Annotated in this window: 16 protein-coding genes; 8 read left to right on the forward strand and 8 right to left on the reverse strand. The window is 63.6% G+C overall.

The window, feature by feature from the left end:
• Positions 1–345 precede the first annotated feature (345 nt).
• On the reverse strand, positions 346–993 hold the full coding sequence (locus FYJ28_RS17520; RefSeq protein WP_268234986.1) for a DUF6318 family protein: 648 nt from the start codon (positions 991–993) through the stop codon (positions 346–348).
• A gap of 121 nt (positions 994–1114) precedes the next feature.
• Positions 1115–1753, reverse strand: a complete 639-nt coding sequence (locus FYJ28_RS05815) for a hypothetical protein (protein ID WP_152969893.1) — start codon at positions 1751–1753, stop codon at positions 1115–1117.
• 349 nt (positions 1754–2102) lie between these two features.
• Here FYJ28_RS05815 and FYJ28_RS05820 point away from each other — a divergent pair, with 349 nt between their 5' ends.
• Positions 2103–3548, forward strand: a complete 1446-nt coding sequence (locus FYJ28_RS05820) for a stealth conserved region 3 domain-containing protein (RefSeq protein WP_154578818.1) — start codon at positions 2103–2105, stop codon at positions 3546–3548.
• Positions 3549–3619: 71 nt separating this feature from the next.
• On the opposite strand, the gene FYJ28_RS05825 is transcribed toward FYJ28_RS05820, so the two are convergent.
• Positions 3620–4336 (reverse strand): FadR/GntR family transcriptional regulator, encoded by a 717-nt coding sequence (locus FYJ28_RS05825; protein ID WP_195840608.1) that lies wholly within the window; start codon positions 4334–4336, stop codon positions 3620–3622.
• A 190-nt stretch (positions 4337–4526) separates the two neighbouring features.
• On the opposite strand from FYJ28_RS05825, the gene eat reads away from it, so the two are divergent.
• Genes eat through FYJ28_RS05850 form a run of 5 tightly spaced genes read left to right on the forward strand, consistent with a single transcriptional unit; the run spans position 4527 to position 10302 of the window.
• Complete coding sequence (gene eat, locus FYJ28_RS05830; RefSeq protein ID WP_055240174.1) at positions 4527–5960, forward strand: ethanolamine permease; 1434 nt, start codon at positions 4527–4529, stop codon at positions 5958–5960.
• 26 nt (positions 5961–5986) lie between these two features.
• Positions 5987–7366 (forward strand): glutamine synthetase family protein, encoded by a 1380-nt coding sequence (locus FYJ28_RS05835; protein WP_154578603.1) that lies wholly within the window; start codon positions 5987–5989, stop codon positions 7364–7366.
• Positions 7347–8138, forward strand: a complete 792-nt coding sequence (locus FYJ28_RS05840; RefSeq protein WP_326831541.1) for a gamma-glutamyl-gamma-aminobutyrate hydrolase family protein — start codon at positions 7347–7349, stop codon at positions 8136–8138. Before FYJ28_RS05835 ends, FYJ28_RS05840 begins: the two co-directional genes overlap by 20 nt.
• Positions 8135–9490, forward strand: coding sequence for an aldehyde dehydrogenase family protein (locus tag FYJ28_RS05845; protein ID WP_154578605.1), 1356 nt, complete (start codon positions 8135–8137; stop codon positions 9488–9490). Before FYJ28_RS05840 ends, FYJ28_RS05845 begins: the two co-directional genes overlap by 4 nt.
• Before the next feature lie 20 nt (positions 9491–9510).
• Positions 9511–10302: a 3-oxoacyl-ACP reductase gene (locus FYJ28_RS05850; RefSeq protein WP_154578606.1), complete on the forward strand. Its 792-nt coding sequence runs from the start codon at positions 9511–9513 to the stop codon at positions 10300–10302.
• Positions 10303–10333: 31 nt separating this feature from the next.
• On the opposite strand, the gene FYJ28_RS05855 is transcribed toward FYJ28_RS05850, so the two are convergent.
• Complete coding sequence (locus FYJ28_RS05855; RefSeq protein WP_154578607.1) at positions 10334–11983, reverse strand: catalase; 1650 nt, start codon at positions 11981–11983, stop codon at positions 10334–10336.
• A 139-nt stretch (positions 11984–12122) separates the two neighbouring features.
• On the opposite strand from FYJ28_RS05855, the gene FYJ28_RS05860 reads away from it, so the two are divergent.
• Entirely contained in the window at positions 12123–12554 is a 432-nt protein-coding gene (locus tag FYJ28_RS05860) for a pyridoxamine 5'-phosphate oxidase family protein (protein WP_055240169.1), read from the forward strand.
• 6 nt (positions 12555–12560) lie between these two features.
• Here FYJ28_RS05860 and FYJ28_RS05865 read toward each other — a convergent pair whose 3' ends face one another.
• Complete coding sequence (locus tag FYJ28_RS05865) at positions 12561–13457, reverse strand: phosphodiesterase (protein WP_154578608.1); 897 nt, start codon at positions 13455–13457, stop codon at positions 12561–12563.
• A 253-nt stretch (positions 13458–13710) separates the two neighbouring features.
• Here FYJ28_RS05865 and FYJ28_RS05870 point away from each other — a divergent pair, with 253 nt between their 5' ends.
• Positions 13711–14247, forward strand: a complete 537-nt coding sequence (locus tag FYJ28_RS05870; RefSeq protein ID WP_055240167.1) for a hypothetical protein — start codon at positions 13711–13713, stop codon at positions 14245–14247.
• Positions 14248–14310: 63 nt separating this feature from the next.
• Here FYJ28_RS05870 and FYJ28_RS05875 read toward each other — a convergent pair whose 3' ends face one another.
• The 3 genes from FYJ28_RS05875 to FYJ28_RS05885 form a co-directional block, all read right to left on the reverse strand.
• Positions 14311–15336, reverse strand: a complete 1026-nt coding sequence (locus FYJ28_RS05875; protein ID WP_229780290.1) for a zinc-binding dehydrogenase — start codon at positions 15334–15336, stop codon at positions 14311–14313.
• 98 nt (positions 15337–15434) lie between these two features.
• Positions 15435–16493 carry a zinc-dependent alcohol dehydrogenase family protein gene (locus tag FYJ28_RS05880; protein WP_055241921.1) on the reverse strand — a complete coding sequence of 353 codons (1059 nt, stop codon included), beginning with the start codon at positions 16491–16493 and terminating at the stop codon, positions 15435–15437.
• A gap of 144 nt (positions 16494–16637) precedes the next feature.
• Entirely contained in the window at positions 16638–17033 is a 396-nt protein-coding gene (locus FYJ28_RS05885; RefSeq protein WP_154578609.1) for a YchJ family protein, read from the reverse strand.
• Positions 17034–17053 lie beyond the last annotated feature (20 nt).

Raw genomic sequence — 17053 nt, forward strand, 5'->3', positions numbered from 1 at the left:
GGTCGGTAACCCGGAGCCCGGAGAACCACCACACCAGTCGACCGTCTGAAGCCGCGGTGCAAGTAGCGGCCTGTCGCAAGCATGCTATATCCCCGGAATTTCGGTCGTCGAAGCAGGCCGGTTCAAACCGATATCCATTGGGGTCTTCTGGAAGACCGACCTGTAGATTCGTCCACACCCCAGAGTCGTGCTGGTACCACTCGCCGATGACATCGCCATCATGGAATGACGATCCTCCTCCAGTCTTATCTTCATTGGAGTGAGCCGACGTGATGGGGGCCCAAAGCATGAATAGAGAAAGCACCAGGATCGTGATGGTCAATCGATCGACAGCAGCGGATCTCATTACATGCTCGACAATTGTGCAACGACCCATTTTTCATCTTGGAAGCGTGCCTCCAGGATTTGCACGACGGGGGCGTCGCTCCCGGGGTCAACGCCATACTCGGCACCTTCTGGTCCGAAGAACTCGATTGGTTCCTGCGTGAACTGAATCAACACCTGATACAGCCCATCAGGTGTAAGCACATAGTCACTGTGGACACTCCTAAAGTCGATCATGGCACCAGCCATCCAGTCTTCATCCCGGTACCCGCGCTGGACGACGTCAAAGTACCGGTTACAGTCAGTGCAGTCCGGCCCACTGACAGCCCGAACGGGCTCCACATCCCCCGTCTCATACCCGTAATTCACCAACTCATACCAATACCTCGCAAAGGCAATGAGCCCCTCCTTGGACTCGACCTTCGCTTCCTCAGGCATCACAGGCAAAGGAACATTCTCCGCAGGGCCGTCAGCAGACGCCGGCTTATACGTCGCAGAAGGCGTAGGAGTCGGGCTGGGAGAAGTGCTCGGCGAGACAGAACCACTCGGAGACTGCGCCGCATCAGCATCAGGATCCTCAGCACCGGAGCACGCCGAGAGAGCGATCAAAGAACCAGCCAGAGCCAGAGATACCGCAGCAAACCGGCGGCGAACACCAAGACTGGACATCAAAACCCCCGTGGTAGGCAAGGCAGTAAGGCAGCGTGCGGTAGATCCTACTCAAACTGCCGCACAGCATACTGACTTATCCACAGGACGCCACAGAAGAAGCACAACAAGCCCAGAAAGATCAGTCCGAATTGCGCAAAGAAACCAGCATTCGCCTGACATCGCGGTACTCCCCGGAACCGGCAAACGCTGAAGCCTTCTCCAAGTGCGCAGTCATATCCGAACCTTCATCGGCACGGACCACACCGGCAAACCGGCCACCGCTGGCTTCAGTCAAAGTAAAGAAATCGAATAAACCGCAGGCAGCCTCCTCTGCAGAAGGAGGCGGAGTGCTCACTACCGCATAGGTCACCAATGCTTCACCGGCAGCAGGAGCAACAGAGCGGTACACAAAACGCTGCTCAGTCCCCTGCTCGGATTCCAGGTCAGGCATCATCTGGGAGTCGTACTCCGTATAGGCAACAGGCTCCTGCATCCCCATGCACACCTGATCCGTAATGATCCCGGTATCCAGCCAGGCAATAACGTCGCCATCGGCGTCGTGAACCCGCAGGGAAACACCGCCGGCAGGGTCATTAGCCAGGGCTTCCACCTGCTCAACCTGCCAGTCAGAGCGGTATTCAAACTCCAGCGACGCAGCCTGGACCTCGTACACGGACCAGTCAGGAGAAGCGGTTTCAGAAGGCTCCGGGGCAGCACAGGAGGCCGCGGCAAGACCGGCCGTTATTACGGCCGCGAACAGGGTGTTACGGTATCTCACATCGGCTCCCGGAGGTTTCCGCGTGCTAAGCATCAATGCTACGCAGCCCCGCCAGCGCCGCCCATAGCATCCCGCGGTTTCACAGCACCCGTCCGGCACCAAAAACGGCCGGGCAGCACCGGGGGCCCAGCTATCTGTGCAGTGTCGCACGCTTCCCCTTTTTCCGCGCCCAACCGGCCCGACCCCTTCGGAGGCTCCAATTACCGACATCACAGCTGAGCACGACGTCTACTACGGCACCCCGGAAGACGGAGTAGAGGCAGAAGTCCTCCAAACGGCTTCCCTCGCCGTCGTCGAGAGGGTCGAACACCGTCCCAACGTCAGCAAGATCAAGGGTCGGCTCACCCTTATGGACACCGGCCTCACCCCGCACCAGGCAATGGTGGAAGACCTGCTTTTTGTGCGCAGGGTCCTCGATGACGCCGGAATCGACTACCTGCTGGTACGCGGCAACGACCAGCGCCCGGTGATCGCAATCGACCTGCAGCTGCGCGAAGACCTGCGCCGGGCCCTGGTGGAAGCATGCCGGGACGAACCGTTCTACTCACGCAGCGTCGACACGGAGAAGGCACGGACAGTGCTGGTGGCCGACGGAGACCTCTCACCTCACCAGAAAACCCGCATCGTCCGGCTCTTCCGGCCCCGCGGGACAAGCGGAACCAACCTCGTTTTCGGAGCCTCCGCGGGAGTCCAGGTGGAGCTCTGGGAACTGGGTGAAAAGGAAATCACCCTCCCGGTGGAGAACTCCCTGACCCGCCGCACCCTCCCCGCCTCCGAGGTGGTCCGCGGCAGCGTGGACAAGCACGGCCTGATCTGGCCGACCATCGAGAACATGTTCGCCGACCACGCCACGGACATCCGGTTCGACGTCGATCTGGTCTTCTCCTGGGTGGACGGCAACTCCCCCGAATACCGCGCACGCCGGGCCGCCCTGATGCAGGACGCCGTCGTTGGCGAAGGCGATGACAGCGAAGCCCGCTACCGGCAGATCAACGAACTCAAGTACGCCCTGCGCTCGATCTACATGTTCGCGCCCTGGATCCGGCGTATCTTCATCGCCTCCGATTCGCCGCGGCCGGAGTGGCTGGCCGATCATCCGTCGGTCACCTTCGTGCCGGCGGTGGAGCACTTCCGCGACCCCTCCGTGCTGCCCACGTTCAACTCACAGGCCGTCGAGTCCCAGCTGCAGCACATCCCCGGACTCTCCGAACACTTCCTGTACTCCAACGACGACATGTTCTTTGGCCGTCCGGTGGGCCCGGACCTGTTCTTCTCCCCCGGCGGCATCACCAAGTTCATCGAGGCCAGCACCCGCATTGGCCTGGGCGCCAATGATCCCGAGCGCAGCGGTTTTGAGAACGCTGCCCGGGTGAACCGCCGCCTTCTCTGGGAACGGTTCGGCCGGATCACCACCAGGCACCTCGAGCACACAGCGGCACCGCTGCGTAAGAGCGTCCTCGTGGAAATGGAAGCAGTGTTCCCGGAGGAGTTCGCGGCCACGGCGGCGAGCAAGTTCCGGGCGAAGGACAACATCTCCGTCACCAACTCGCTTTACCACTACTACGCGCTGCTCACGGGCCGTGCCGTCACGCAGGAAACCGCCAAGGTGAAGTACGTGGACACCACGTCCTACCGCGGGCTGAAGGATATGGACCGCCTGCTGGCGAAGCGGAACAAGGATCTGTTCTGCCTCAACGACGGCTCTTTCCCGGAGGTCTCCACCGAGGAACGCACCAACCGGGTGACGGACTTCCTGGAAAAGTACTTCCCCATCAAGGCGCCCTGGGAAAACTAGCAACAAAGTACGACGGCGGCACGTGCCTTTGCAGCGAAGGCCCGGGTGCCGCCGTCGTGCTTTATGCAGTGCTAGGCCAGGAACCCACGCAGCAGCCGTTCGGTACCTTCCAAGTGGGCCAGTGCCGCAGCCGAGGCGGCATCCGCGTCCCCGCGCAGGATGGCCTCGGTGAGTTCCCGGTGCTGCGCCTGGGAGTGGTCAAGGTTGGCCTGCAGCAGTGGAATCCTGTCCAGCAGGTCGCTGGCCTGGGCCCGGACATCTGCCACCGCAGCGACCAGGCGCGGTGATCCGGACAGCTCAGCCACGGCGATGTGGAAGCGGGCATCCTTCGGCCGGAATGTCTCGGTGGTGGCGCAGTCAACTTCCTCCAGCGCCGAGCGCAGATGGGCCCTGGCTGCCGGGGTGAGCGTTGCCTCGGCAGCCAGCCTGGCGGCCGCCGATTCAACCACCCTGCGGAACAGCAGGACGTCTTCGAGGTCGTGGGCATCGCCCTGGTCCGGCTGCGCAGCGGGACCGGGCAGGATCTGGGCGGCAAAGGTCCCGCCGTACCTGCCGCGGCGTGATTCAAGGTATCCGGCGGCCTGCAGCTCTGCGAGCGCCTCGCGCAGGGTAGCGCGCGAAACACCCAGCTGCGCGGCCAGCTCCCGCTCGGGTGGAAGCCGTGTCCCGGCGGCGTAAATGCCCAGTTTGAGATTCTCGAGCACCCGCTCGACGGTTTCCTCAAAGGCATTCCCCCGGCGCACCGGCCGCGGCGGAAGCGCTCCGGAATCGAAATGCGGCATCTCCATGTCCGGGATTCTATGCCTAAAACCCTCAAAATAGACCAATAAAAGTTCGCATGAACCCTTGACGTGCAGCCATGCGCGGCCTCAGACTCTTCCTCAACCGCCATGGACTGAAATCAGTCCTTTTGTGCGGTACCAGCTCCAGTGGATTGTTCCTGCACCGCGTCCTATTCCAACAAACAAGGAAAACGGCATGGCTAAATCCCGGGTCGATTACACAAAGGTCGACGCCAGCTACATGAGCCACCGGCAACTCAAGCGCGGTGCGGCGGGCTGGATCCTGCTCGCCGGACTCGGAGTTGCCTACGTCATCTCCGGAGACTTCTCCGGCTGGAACCTCGGCCTGGCCCAGGGCGGCTGGGGCGGACTGCTCATCGCCTTCGTGCTGATGGGCATTATGTACACGTGCATGGTCTTCGGACTCGCCGAGCTTTCCTCCACACTGCCAACCGCGGGAGCCGGCTACGGTTTTGCGCGCAGGGCACTGGGACCGCTGGGCGGCTTCGCCACCGGGATGGCCGTACTGATCGAATATGCCGTGGCACCGGCGGCCATCGCCACCTTCATCGGCGGGTACATAGAAGCCCTGGGGCTGTTCGGCCTCACCAACTCCTGGCCGGTCTACCTGGTCACCTACGCCATCTTCATCGGCATCCACCTCCGCGGCGTGGGCGAAGCGCTCAAGCTGATGTTCGTCATCACTGCCATCGCTGTCCTGGCGCTCATCGCCACCGTGGTGGGCCTGGTGCCTAAGTTCGACGCCGCGAACCTCTTTGACATTGTTCCCACCGACGCAGCGGGCGCCAGTTCCTTCCTGCCGATGGGTATTGCCGGTGTGCTGGCGGCGCTGGTCTACGGCATCTGGTTCTTCCTTGCCATCGAGGGCGTCCCGCTGGCGGCCGAGGAAACCTCCGACCCCAAGCGGGACATGCCCCGCGGCATCATCGCGGCAATGGCGATCCTGCTGGTTTTCGGCGCGCTGATGCTGGTACTCGTTCCGGGGGCTGCCGGCGCAGAGGCCATGAGCACCTCGGACAATCCCCTCCCTGAAGCTCTGCGCATCGCCTACGGCGGCAACACCTTCCTGGCGGACTTCGTGAACTACGCAGGACTCGCCGGACTCGTAGCCAGCTTCTTCTCGATCATGTACGCGTACTCCCGGCAGCTCTTCGCCCTCTCCCGAGCCGGCTACCTGCCCCGCTGGATGTCCCTGACCACACGCTGGCGCACCCCGTACATGGCACTGATCGTGCCGGGCACCATCGGGTTCCTGCTCGCAGCGCTCACCGGCGACGGCGGTCTGCTGATCAACATCGCAGTCTTTGGCGCAACCGTGTCCTACGTGCTGCTGAACCTCTCTCACATAGTGCTCCGCCGGCGGGAGCCCGATCTCCCCCGCGGCTACCGCACCCCCGGAGGAGCGGTGACCACCGGCGTCGCGCTGGTCCTTGCCGTAGTGGCAGTGGTGGCGACCTTTGTGGTGGACGTACTGGCTGCCTCCATCACCGCAGGCATATTTGTGGCAGCCCTGGCCTACTTCTGGTTCTACAGCCGCCACCACCTGGTTGCCAGCGCCCCGGAAGAGGAGTTCGCCCAGATCACCGAAGCAGAATCGGAAATCCGTTAGGAACCAAACGTGGGAAGTGAACAGGCATGAAGCAGCAGGAACGCAAACTACCGCCGAACGGGCTGGATCTCGAAGAACTGCGCGAACGCACCGAAGACGGCAGCATCGACACGGTAATCGTTGCCATCACCGACCATTTGGGGCGGCTTCAGGGCAAACGCTGCGGCGCCAGGTCCTTCCTCGAGGACGTTCATCCCCACGGTGCCGAAGGCTGCAATTACCTGATGGCGGTGGACGTGGACATGAACACGATCGAAGGGTACGAGTCATCGTCCTGGGAGAACGGCTACGGGGACCTTGTGATGCGCCCGGACATGGACACGCTGCGGCTGGTGCCGTGGCTGCCCGGCACCGCGATAGTCCAGTGCGACGTGCTGCATACCGACGGCACTCCGCTGGCGCCTTCTCCGCGGCAGATCCTCCGCCGTCAGCTGGACCGGCTGGAGGAGCTGGGCTACCGGGCCTACATCGGCACCGAGCTAGAGTTCATCCTTTTTGACGACAGCTACTCCGATGCCTGGGACCGCGACTACACCGGAATGCAGGCAGCCAGCAGGTACAACGTGGACTACTCGCTGCTGGCCACCTCCCGGCTGGAACCGGTGCTGCGTGCCATCCGTACCGGGATGGAGAGCGCGGGCATGGTGGTGGAATCCTCCAAGGGCGAATGCAACTACGGCCAGCAGGAAGTCACCTTCCGCTTCGACGAAGCCATGCGGACCTGCGACAACCACGCTTTCTACAAGACCGGTGCCAAGGAAATCGCAGACCAGCAGGGCAAGAGCGTTACCTTCATGGCGAAGTTCAACGAACGCGAGGGCAACTCCTGCCACATCCATTTCAGTCTCCGGGACCTGGACGGTGAGCCCGTGTTCCCGGGAGACAGCGAACACGGATTCAGTGAGGTGATGGAACACTTCCTCGCCGGCCAGCTGGCAGCACTGAAGGAACTGACCTATTTCCTGGCACCAAACGTGAATTCCTACAAGCGCTTCGTGGAAGGCAGTTTCGCGCCCACTGCCATCGCCTGGGGCATGGACAACCGCAGCTGCGCCCTGCGTGTAGTGGGCCACGGCGCCGGGATGCGCAGCGAAAACCGGGTGGGCGGCGGGGACCTGAACCCGTACCTGGCCGCAGCTGCACTGGTAGCCGCCGCCATTCACGGGCTGGAAAACCGGCTGCCGCTGGAACCGGTCACGGCAGGGAACGCCTACACCACAGGAGCGGACCGGCTGCCAACCACCCTGCGCGCCGCCAGGGACCTCCTCGCCGGAAGCGAGCTTGCCCGCAAGGCCTTCGGCGACGACGTCGTCACCCACTACGTGCACGCGGCCGACGTCGAGCTGGCCGCCTTCGAGTCCGCGGTCACCGATTGGGAGCGCAAGCGTGGCTTTGAGCGCCTCTGATAACCGCGGCACCGGCCGGCCGCTAATCGGGATTACCACCTACTACCAGGAGGCGGCCTGGGGTGTCTGGAAGGGGACGGCGGCCCTGATTCCCGGCACGTACGTTGAAGCCGTTGCTGCGGCCGGCGGCATTCCGGTGCTGCTTCCGCCCGTAGGAACCGGCGTGCACGTCCTGGACCGGCTAGACGGCCTGGTCACCGCCGGAGGCACCGACGTGGACCCGGCACAGTACGGGCACCAGCCGCACCGGCTCACCATTAGCCAGCCGCAGCGTGATGCCCACGACCTTGCCCTCACGAAGGCCGCCCTGGAGCGCGGGCTGCCGCTGCTGGCGATCTGCCGCGGCGCGCAGATCCTCAACGTAGCCCTGGGCGGAACGCTCATCCAGCACCTGCCCGATGCCCGGTCCGAAGCCAACTACCAGCCTGCCCCGGGAGTCTTTGGCGAAGTCAGCTTCACCACTACACCCGGCAGCCTGATCTCTTCCCTGCTTGGTCCCACGGCCAGTGCCCCCTGCTATCACCACCAGGGCATCGCCGAGCTGGGGCACGGGCTTGAGGTCACCGCGGTGGCTCCGGAAGGAACCATCGAGGCGGTTGAGCTGGCCGGCAGCAACGCCTGGGTGCTGGGCGTGCAGTTCCACCCTGAACAGAATCCCGCTGATCTGCGTCTCTTCCGCGGGTTCGTCGCTGCCGCGGAAGGCAGCGGCAAACCAGCGCCCGGTCCCGCCGCACCGGCTGCGGTTTCAACTTCCGAAGGAGCCCGCAGTTGACCACCCCCATCCTGAATCCGGCCACGGAAGAAATCATCACCACCGTCGCGCCCCTGGACCTGGACGCAGTGGATGCCGCCATCGCAACCGCGGCCCGTGCGTTTGAAACATGGCGGAACACCGGGCCTTCGGACCGGGCCCTGCTGCTGCGCCGCTTTGCAGCCGCCGTGGACGCTGATCTGGAAAACCTCGCCGCACTCGAAGTGGCCAATGCCGGGCATACCCTCGGCAACGCGCGCTGGGAAGCGGGCAACGTCCGGGACGTCCTGAACTACTACGCCGGGGCACCGGAAAGACACGCCGGGACGCAGATTCCCGTGGACGGCGGCATTGACGTGACGTTCCACGAGCCGCTGGGAGTGGTCGGGGTGATCGTGCCCTGGAACTTCCCCATGCCGATCGCTGCCTGGGGATTCGCTCCGGCGCTGGCAGCAGGGAACACCGTTGTGCTGAAACCGGCAGAACTGACCCCGCTCACGGCCATGCGGCTGGCGGAACTGGCCCTCGAAGCGGGCATTCCGGAGGGAGTCTTCTCGGTCCTCCCCGGCAAGGGGTCCGTGATCGGCGAGCGCTTCGTCACCCACCCTTCGGTCCGCAAGGTCGTGTTCACCGGGTCCACCGAAGTCGGGCAGCAGATCATGGCGGGCTGTTCAGCCCAGCTCAAACGCGTGACGCTGGAACTGGGCGGCAAAAGCGCCAACATCATTTACGACGACGCCGACCTGGACCAGGCGGCCGCCGCGGCACCGGGCGGGGCCTTCGACAACGCCGGACAGGACTGCTGTGCCCGTTCCCGTGTCCTGGTCCAGGCAGGGGTTTACGACCGTTTCCTGGAACTGCTCGAACCCCACGTCACGGGAATGGCGGTTGGAAATCCGGCTCTGGCGGAGACCGCCATGGGTCCCCTGATCTCCGCAGGCCAGCGCGGACGCGTTGCCGGCTACGTCACCGGAGACGACGTCGTTTTCCAGGGCCAGGCGCCCCAGGGCCCGGGTTTCTGGTTCCCGCCGACAGTACTGGCGCCGGCCCCGGGCAGCCCGTCCCTGCGGGAGGAGATCTTCGGTCCGGTCCTCGCCGTCGTGCCGTTCAAAGACGAGGCGGAGGCGGTGCGTATCGCCAACGACTCCGCCTACGGGCTTTCAGGCTCCATCTGGACCCGGGACCTGGGACGGGCGCTGCGCACCGCCCGCGGCGTGGAAGCCGGGAACCTCTCCGTGAACTCTCATTCGTCAGTTCGCTACTGGACTCCCTTCGGCGGGTTCAAGCATTCCGGGCTGGGCCGGGAACTGGGCCCGGACGCCCTGGACGCGTTCACGGAAACCAAGAACGTCTTTATCGCCACCGGCCGGTAGCGGCCCAAAGGAGGAACACCATGTTGGATCCGGTCTCATCTGCTCCCCCGCGCCGGCTCGAAGGACGGTCTGCGGTCATCACCGGCGGCGGCAGCGGGATCGGCCTCGCCACCGCCCGGCGCCTGGCTTCCGAAGGCGCGCACGTCGTCGTGGGCGACGTTGACCCCGTCGCCGGGAAGGCTGCGGCCGATGAGGTGGGCGGCCTGTTCGTGCCCGTTGACGTGACCAGCGAGGAAGAAGTTAGGCGCCTCTACGAGATCACACAGGACACCTACGGAAGGGTGGACATCGCTTTTAACAACGCCGGGATCTCCCCGCCGGAGGACGCTTCCATCCTGGATACCGGAATCGATGCGTGGCGCCGCGTGCAGGAGGTGAACCTGACCTCCGTCTATTACTGCTGCAAGTACGCCCTGCCCCACATGCTGGCGGCCGGGAAAGGGTCAATCATCAATACAGCGTCCTTCGTGGCGGTCATGGGGGCCGCCACTTCGCAGATCTCCTACAGCGCGTCCAAAGGCGGGGTCCTGGCAATGAGCCGGGAACTCGGCGTCGAATTCGCGCGGCAGGGAATCCGCGTGAACGCGCTGTGCCCGGGACCGGTCAACACTCCCCTGCTGCAGGAGCTTTTCGCCAAAGACCCCGAGCGGGCGGCCCGCCGGCTGGTGCACATTCCGCTGGGCCGGTTCGCGGAGCCCGAAGAGCTTGCCGGTGCCGTGGCGTTCCTGGCCAGCGACGATTCCTCTTTCATCACTGCCTCCACCTTCATGGTCGACGGCGGTATTTCCGGCGCGTACGTCACCCCGAACTAGCCGCTTCTCTGCTGCGCTGGAAGTGCTGCCCCTAGCGGGACACCACCACGTGCTCGTTGGGCACGCAGTGGGTCATGGTCAGACCTTCCACATTGCGCGGACCGTTGTTGCCGAGGTTCTTGACCCGGTCCAGTTCTTCCTCGTTCAGTGTCTGGGTGGGAAGCGGTCCCAGGTCCTTGATCTCAGACAGTCCAATACCCAGGCCTTCGCCCACACGGGCACCAAGCTCGTCGTCGCACATGTAGAAGTGCCAGAGCATTCGCTCCTGCACCGCACGCGCAGCCTCGGAGATGTTGTCGACGAAGTTCTTCACCAGGTCGTCCTTCTCCCACTGCTCCATCAGCTGGTAGCGCTGGCCGGCCTGCATGTAGTCGTTCGTGCGTTCGATGCGGGCCCGCATCAGCCGGCCCTTCAGCTCGGGGCCGATCTCCGTTGGACCCGTCCTGGGTGCTTCCTGCACACCGCCGGTGATGCTGGGCTCGTAGTTCACGTGCGGGTTCTGCCCCGGGGCGAGATCCGTGCCGTAGGACATCTGCCCGCCGCGCTGGTTGGTGGCCACCTTGGCGTTCTTGGCCGAATTAACCGGCAGCTGAAGGTAGTTCGGTCCCACCCGGTAGCGCTGGGTGTCCGAGTAGCTGAACGTACGGCCAACCAGCATCTTGTCGTCGGAGAACTCGAGTCCGTCCACCAGGACACCGGTGCCGAACGAGATCTGTTCGTTCTCATTGTGGTGGTCGGAAACGTTGCGGTTCAGGGTCATGGTTCCCACGTACTGCGGGACAAAGTCCTGTTCCGGCCAGGTCTTGGTGTCATCAAGCGGGTCGAAGTCCAGCTCCGGATGATCGTTGTCATCCATCATCTGAACGTAGAGGTCCCACTGGGGATAGTCCCCGCGCTCGATGGCTTCGTAGATGTCCTTTGACGCATGGCCCAGGTCCTGCGACTGGATGTTTCCGGCGTCCTCTTCCGTCAGGGACTTCACCCCCTGTTTGGGCTGCCAGTGGTATTTCACCAGCTTCGAGTCCCCCGCTGCGTTGACCCAGCGGTAGGTGTTTACGCCGAATCCCTGCATGTGCCGGTAGTCGGCCGGGATGCCGCGGGGGCTGAACAGGTTGACCAGCATGTGCATGGATTCCGGCGTCTGGGACATGAAGTCGAAGATCCGGGCCGGTTCCTGCCGGAAAGTCACGGGATCCGGTTTCAGGGAGTGAATGACATCCGGGAACTTGATCGCGTCGCGGATGAAGAAGACCCCCAGGTTGTTGCCCACGAGGTCCCAGTTGCCGTCTTCGGTGTAGAACTTCACTGCGAAGCCGCGCGGATCGCGTGCCGACTCGGACGAATCCCGGCCGCCGATCACCGTTGAGAACCGGATCGCGACGTCGGTCTTCTTACCCGGTTCGGAGAAGAGCTTGGCCCGCGTGTACTTGGCGATGGGCTCATCACCCCACTTGCCGCTGGCCTCAAACTCGCCGTAAGCCACAAACCCGCGGGCATGGACCACACGCTCAGGAATCCTCTCCCGGTCGAAATGGCTGATCTTCTCAAGGAACTGGTAGTTCTCCAGAGTTGCCGGGCCGCGGGATCCAACGGTGCGGGTGTTCTGGTTATCGGAGACCGGGTGGCCCTGCCGGGTAGTGAGGTGCTCCTGTGCCGCGTACTGCTTTTCGTCGTCCGTCATCACGCTCTCTCTCACTCGAGGTAGTGCTGATCAGGTCAAAGATGTTACCCGTTCCACTTTTGTGATGCAGCACGCCCCAGTCAACCCGGTCCGGTTCCACCGGCTGGCGGGAGGCGCTCCGGCGGGGCAGACTGGAACCATGACTACTGAAGAACTGCCTCCGGTTGTTGAGCTCACGGCAGAAGAAGCCTGGAAGTACGTCGAAAAGACCTTCCACGGCCGAATCGCAGTCAGCGTGGGCAACCAGCCCGACATCTTTCCCATCAACTACTTTGCGCATGACGGCGTGCTCCTCTTCCGGACCGCACCCGGAACGAAACTTGCCGGGCTGACGATCAACTCCCAGGTGGCCTTCGAAACCGACGGCATCATGAGCGACGAGGCATGGTCCGTAATTATCAAGGGCTCCTGCCGGGAGCTGGACCGCAGCGCGGAGATCGAGGAGGCGGAGAAGTACCCGCTGAAGCCGTGGGTCCGTACGCCGAAGTACCGTTATGTGGAGCTCACACCCACTTCGATCACCGGCCGGTTCTTCAACCTCGGACCGGAGCCGGACCCGGACGTTCTGTAGTCTCCCCTACGCGTTGCTTAGGGACCGGGCATCCAGGATGCGCCGGCCGGCTGCTTCCAGCCGGCGGCGCGTCTCCGTTTCGTCCACCCGCTCCCCCACGGTGGCGCTTTCCTCCAGCGGAACCACTGAGTGCACCACTGAATCTTCGTAGACGTGCACCATATTGAACCCCTGCCCGGCGTCCTGCCCGCGGGTTCCCGGGGTGGCAAGATCCTGCGTGTAGCAGGTAGCCGAGGCAACCGATACGGGAATTCCCGCAAAGGTGGCAAAGGTCGAATAGTGCAGATGGCCGGCGATTATTGAGCGCACGTCGGTTCCTGCCAGGACAGCCGCGAGGTCGCGCTGGTGGCGCAGCTCCACGAGGACAGTGAGGTCCTGGACACTGGGGACCGGCGGATGGTGAAGGGCCAGGATCGTCCCGTCCGGTGCCGGTGTGCGCAGAACGGACCGCAGCCAGGAAAGCTGGGAATCGCTCAGTTCCCCGTGGTGGTAGCCCGGCACGGACGTATCCAGCGTGACGATCCTCAGGCCGTTGACTTCGTAGACCCGGTCCATCGGAGCCATATCCGGAGCTTCATCCAGCAGTCTCTCCTTGAAGTGCTCCCGCTTGTCATGGTTTCCCATGACCCAGATGACTTTCGCGCCCATCTGTTCCGCTGCCGGTTCAACGATGGAGCGCAGCTCATCGTAGGCCTCGGGTTCCCCCTTGTCCGCCAGGTCCCCGGTAAAAACAATCGCCTCCGGCTTGCGCTCAGCAGCCGAGAGGCGTTCAAAAAGGGAAAGCAGCTTGGCCCGGCTGTCCACCGATCCGTACAGCGGTTGCGGTCCTGCCAGCAGATGGGTGTCGCTTAGGTGAAGGATGAAATGTCGCGGCCGGGGATGCTCGGCCGGGAGGTAATCCATTAGTGACCTTCTAGTGTCGTTGACGGGTTGCCCAGTAACTCATTAATAAAAGCAGATATCCGGGCAGCCGTGGGACTTTGCGTCGGCATGTTCCCCCGTCGAACCAAATGTGCGCGCTCCGGCCATCTTTTGTTCACCCGGCGCCGGGCGCGCATGGAAAGTTCGGCGCCTGCCGGGGCGCAGGGCTCTGGCGCCTGTACCGGCGCCGCCGTAGGCTCGTGCGTGGAAACTGCCGCCTCCGTAAGGAACCACCATGAAACTCAGCCACATCCCGCTGCGGCTCACCACCGGCGCGTACATCCTGAACTCGGGCCTGAACAAGCGAAACCTCGACGCCGAATCTGCTGCAGGCCTGCAGCATCTGGCAGGGAACGCCTTCCCCCAGGTACTGGACATTGAACCTGTCCGGTTCGGCAAACTGCTGTGCGCCGCCGAAATTACCCTCGGCCTGGCGCTGCTGACTCCTTTCGTCCCCAGCCGCCTGGCCGGTTTGGCGCTCGGCGCGTTCTCGGGCGGCATGATGAGGATGTATTTGAAGACGCCGGACTTCACTGAAGACGACGGCATCCGTCCCAGCGCCGCCGGCACCCCCTTCGCCAAGGACATATGGATGCTGGGCATAGCCGCCGCACTGGTCCTGGACACCAAGAGCAAGACCAAGGTCAAGGTCGTCAAGGTCCCCACCCCGGTGAAGGCCACGGCCGCCGCGGCAGCGGTCAAGGCTGCCAAGGACATCAAGGATTCAAAGTCCAAAGACAGCCAAGACAGCAAGCACCGCAAGGACAAGTAAGGGAGCCTGAAACGCGCTGAAGCCCTCTGCCTTGGGCGGAGGGCTTCAGCGCGTTTTGACCTGCTAGGGAATCAGGACAATCCGGATCGGGTTGCCTTCCTTCGCGTCCAGGGACTTGACCGCCTGCTCCGCCTCGGCGAGCGGCAGGCGGGCACTTACGGACTTGGCAAAGTCCAGCCGTCCCAGGCGGGTGAGTGAAACCAGCTGGGGAACGTGATGCGCCTCGGAGCCGTAATGGCCCAGGACCTGTTTGCGGGCGTAGGAGAAGCCGGTGCTGTCACCGATGGTCACGGGCTTTCCGCTAAGGCCAACCAGCACCAGCCGGCCGCGGAGACCCAGTGAGTCCAGTGCCTGGGCACGTACAGCGTCCACTCCGGCAAAGTCCAGCGCGACGTCGAGTCCCCGCCCGCCGGTGGCGGCCTTCACTGCATCGGCGAAGTCACCGGCCATCGGGTCCAGGGCAATGTCCGCGCCGAACTCCAGCGCACGGGCGCGTGCTTCCGGGATCGGGTCGACGGCAATGATGGGTGCGGCGCCAATCAGCCTCAGGAGCTGGACACCGTGGGCACCCAGTCCGCCGATTCCCCAGACGCCGGCTGCTTCCCCCGCCCGTACATCGGCAGTGGAGGCAATAGCCCCCCACGGCGTGGAAACGGCATCGGGAATGATGGAAGCCTGGTCGAACGGGATGTCATCACCCAGCGGAACACAGACGCCGGCAGGAACAACCAGATACTCGGCCCAGCCGCCGTCGTAGTCCACACCCATGGTGAGAGTAACCCCGTTGTACTCATAACCGGCCTGGACCACTACCCGGTCCCCCGCTGCCAGCGAGGAGACACCGGGGCCCGGCAGGTCGACCGTTCCGGCGACTTCGTGGCCGAGGGTGACTTCACTGCCTTTGAGGAACTTAGGGCGGAGCAGGCCCTGGATCAGGTGCACATCAGACAGGCAGACGCCTGCCGCGCCCACCTTCACACGGACAAAACCGGGCCCGGGGTCAGGGACCGGGACCTCTTTCAGCGCAAAGGTGCCGGTTTCGATGTTGAGCCGGCCGGCGATCATCGTACGGGAAATGTCTGCTGACATTTACATACCCCCTTGACGTGGAAGTGCGGCCGCAGCTGCGGTCGCACTTCCAGTATCCGCCCGGTTTGAGCCGCTGCCCAAACCGCCCGGGAGGCCTGCTATTCAGTGCTCAGGATCACCTTCAGCGCATCGGTCTCCGCCGCCCGCGAGAATGTGTCGTACGCGGTCATCATGTCATTCAGCGGGTAGCGGTGGCTGATGAAGGGCTCGGCCGGGAGCTTCCCCTCCGCCATCAGCTTCAACAGCATGGACAGGGTGTCCGTGTTCACCAGGCCCATGCTGATGTCGATGTTCTCGATCCACAGGCGGTCCAGTTCCAGGCTGACCGGTTTGCCGTGCACACCCACGTTCGCCACGTTTCCGCCCGGCCGGACAATCTCTGTGCACATCTCGAAAGTCCGGGGAATACCCACGGCTTCCACGGCCACGTCCACGCCCCAGCCATCTGTCTGGGACATGATCTGTTCCTTCCAATCGGAGTCGCCGGAGTTCACTCCGTGCGTGGCACCGAACTTGCGGGCCTGGTCCACCCGGTTCTGGTCCAGGTCAACGGCAATGATTTTCGCGGCCCCGTACAGGCCAGCCGTGGAGATCACGGCGAGGCCCACAGGTCCCGCTCCAATCACGGCGACAACGTCACCGGGCTTGGTCCGGCCGTACTGCACGCCCATCTCAAAACCGGTGGGGAAGATATCGCTGAGCAGCACTCCGTGCTCTTCGCTTACGCCCTCCGGCAACAGGTACATGGAGGTGTCTGCATAGGGAACCCGCACATACTCAGCCTGCGTCCCGTCGATCAGGTGGCCGAAAATCCAGCCGATTCCGGACTGGCCTTCGGAACCGGTGCAGTGCGAGTACAGGCCCTCCTTGCAGAAGCTGCAGGAACCGTCGGCGGAAACACAGGAGAGGATGACCTTGTCCCCAACCTTGAAGTTGGTGACACTGGACCCCGTCTCGCTGACGGTGCCTACCCCTTCGTGGCCGAGTATCCTGCCCGGGGTGACTGCGGGAACGTCTCCCTTAAGGATGTGGAGGTCTGTGCCGCAAATGGTCGTGGTATCGATTTTGACGATCACGTCCCGCGGATCCTGAATCTGCGGGTCAGGGACGTCCTTCCACGCCTTCTGTCCGGGTCCTTCATAAACGAGTGCTTTCATGGTGTCCTCGTTCTGCTGGGGTCCGACCACTGGCAGGCGCGTACGCCTGTTCGGGAAGACTTCCCGATGGGACCCGGATCCGAGCCGCCGTCGGACGCTACTTAAGACTAGGCGCGGCCCGAAGCAGGTGGAAGGTGTCGGGGCCTACTCGCCCGCAACATACAGCCATCGGCCGTCTTCCCGGACGAAGGTGCTGCGTTCGCGCTGCACACCGGCGTCGCCGTCCTGCCGGTAATGGGCCTCAAAGGTGACTACTCCGGTCGAATCCAGTGGCCCGCCGGCCTCTGTGGACAGAATGTCCAGGCGCCGCCAGCGCATTTCGCTGTCAAGATCGAGCCGGGCAGGACGCCCGCTGGGGTGCCAGGTCCGGAGCAGGTATTCCTTGTCGCCGGTGACGAATGCGGTGTAGCGCGAACGCATAAGCGCTTCTGCGGTGGGGGCCCAGGCGCTGCCGGCATGGAAGCGGGAGCAGCAGTTCCCGTACGTCTCACCGCTCAGGCAAGGGCAGCGGTCGTTAGGGGACGGTACGGGAAAATCCATGTTTCAAGTATGCGATCCGA

Origin of the sequence: Arthrobacter sp. BL-252-APC-1A, from assembly GCF_009696625.1 — a bacterium.
Lineage (GTDB): Bacteria > Actinomycetota > Actinomycetes > Actinomycetales > Micrococcaceae > Arthrobacter_B.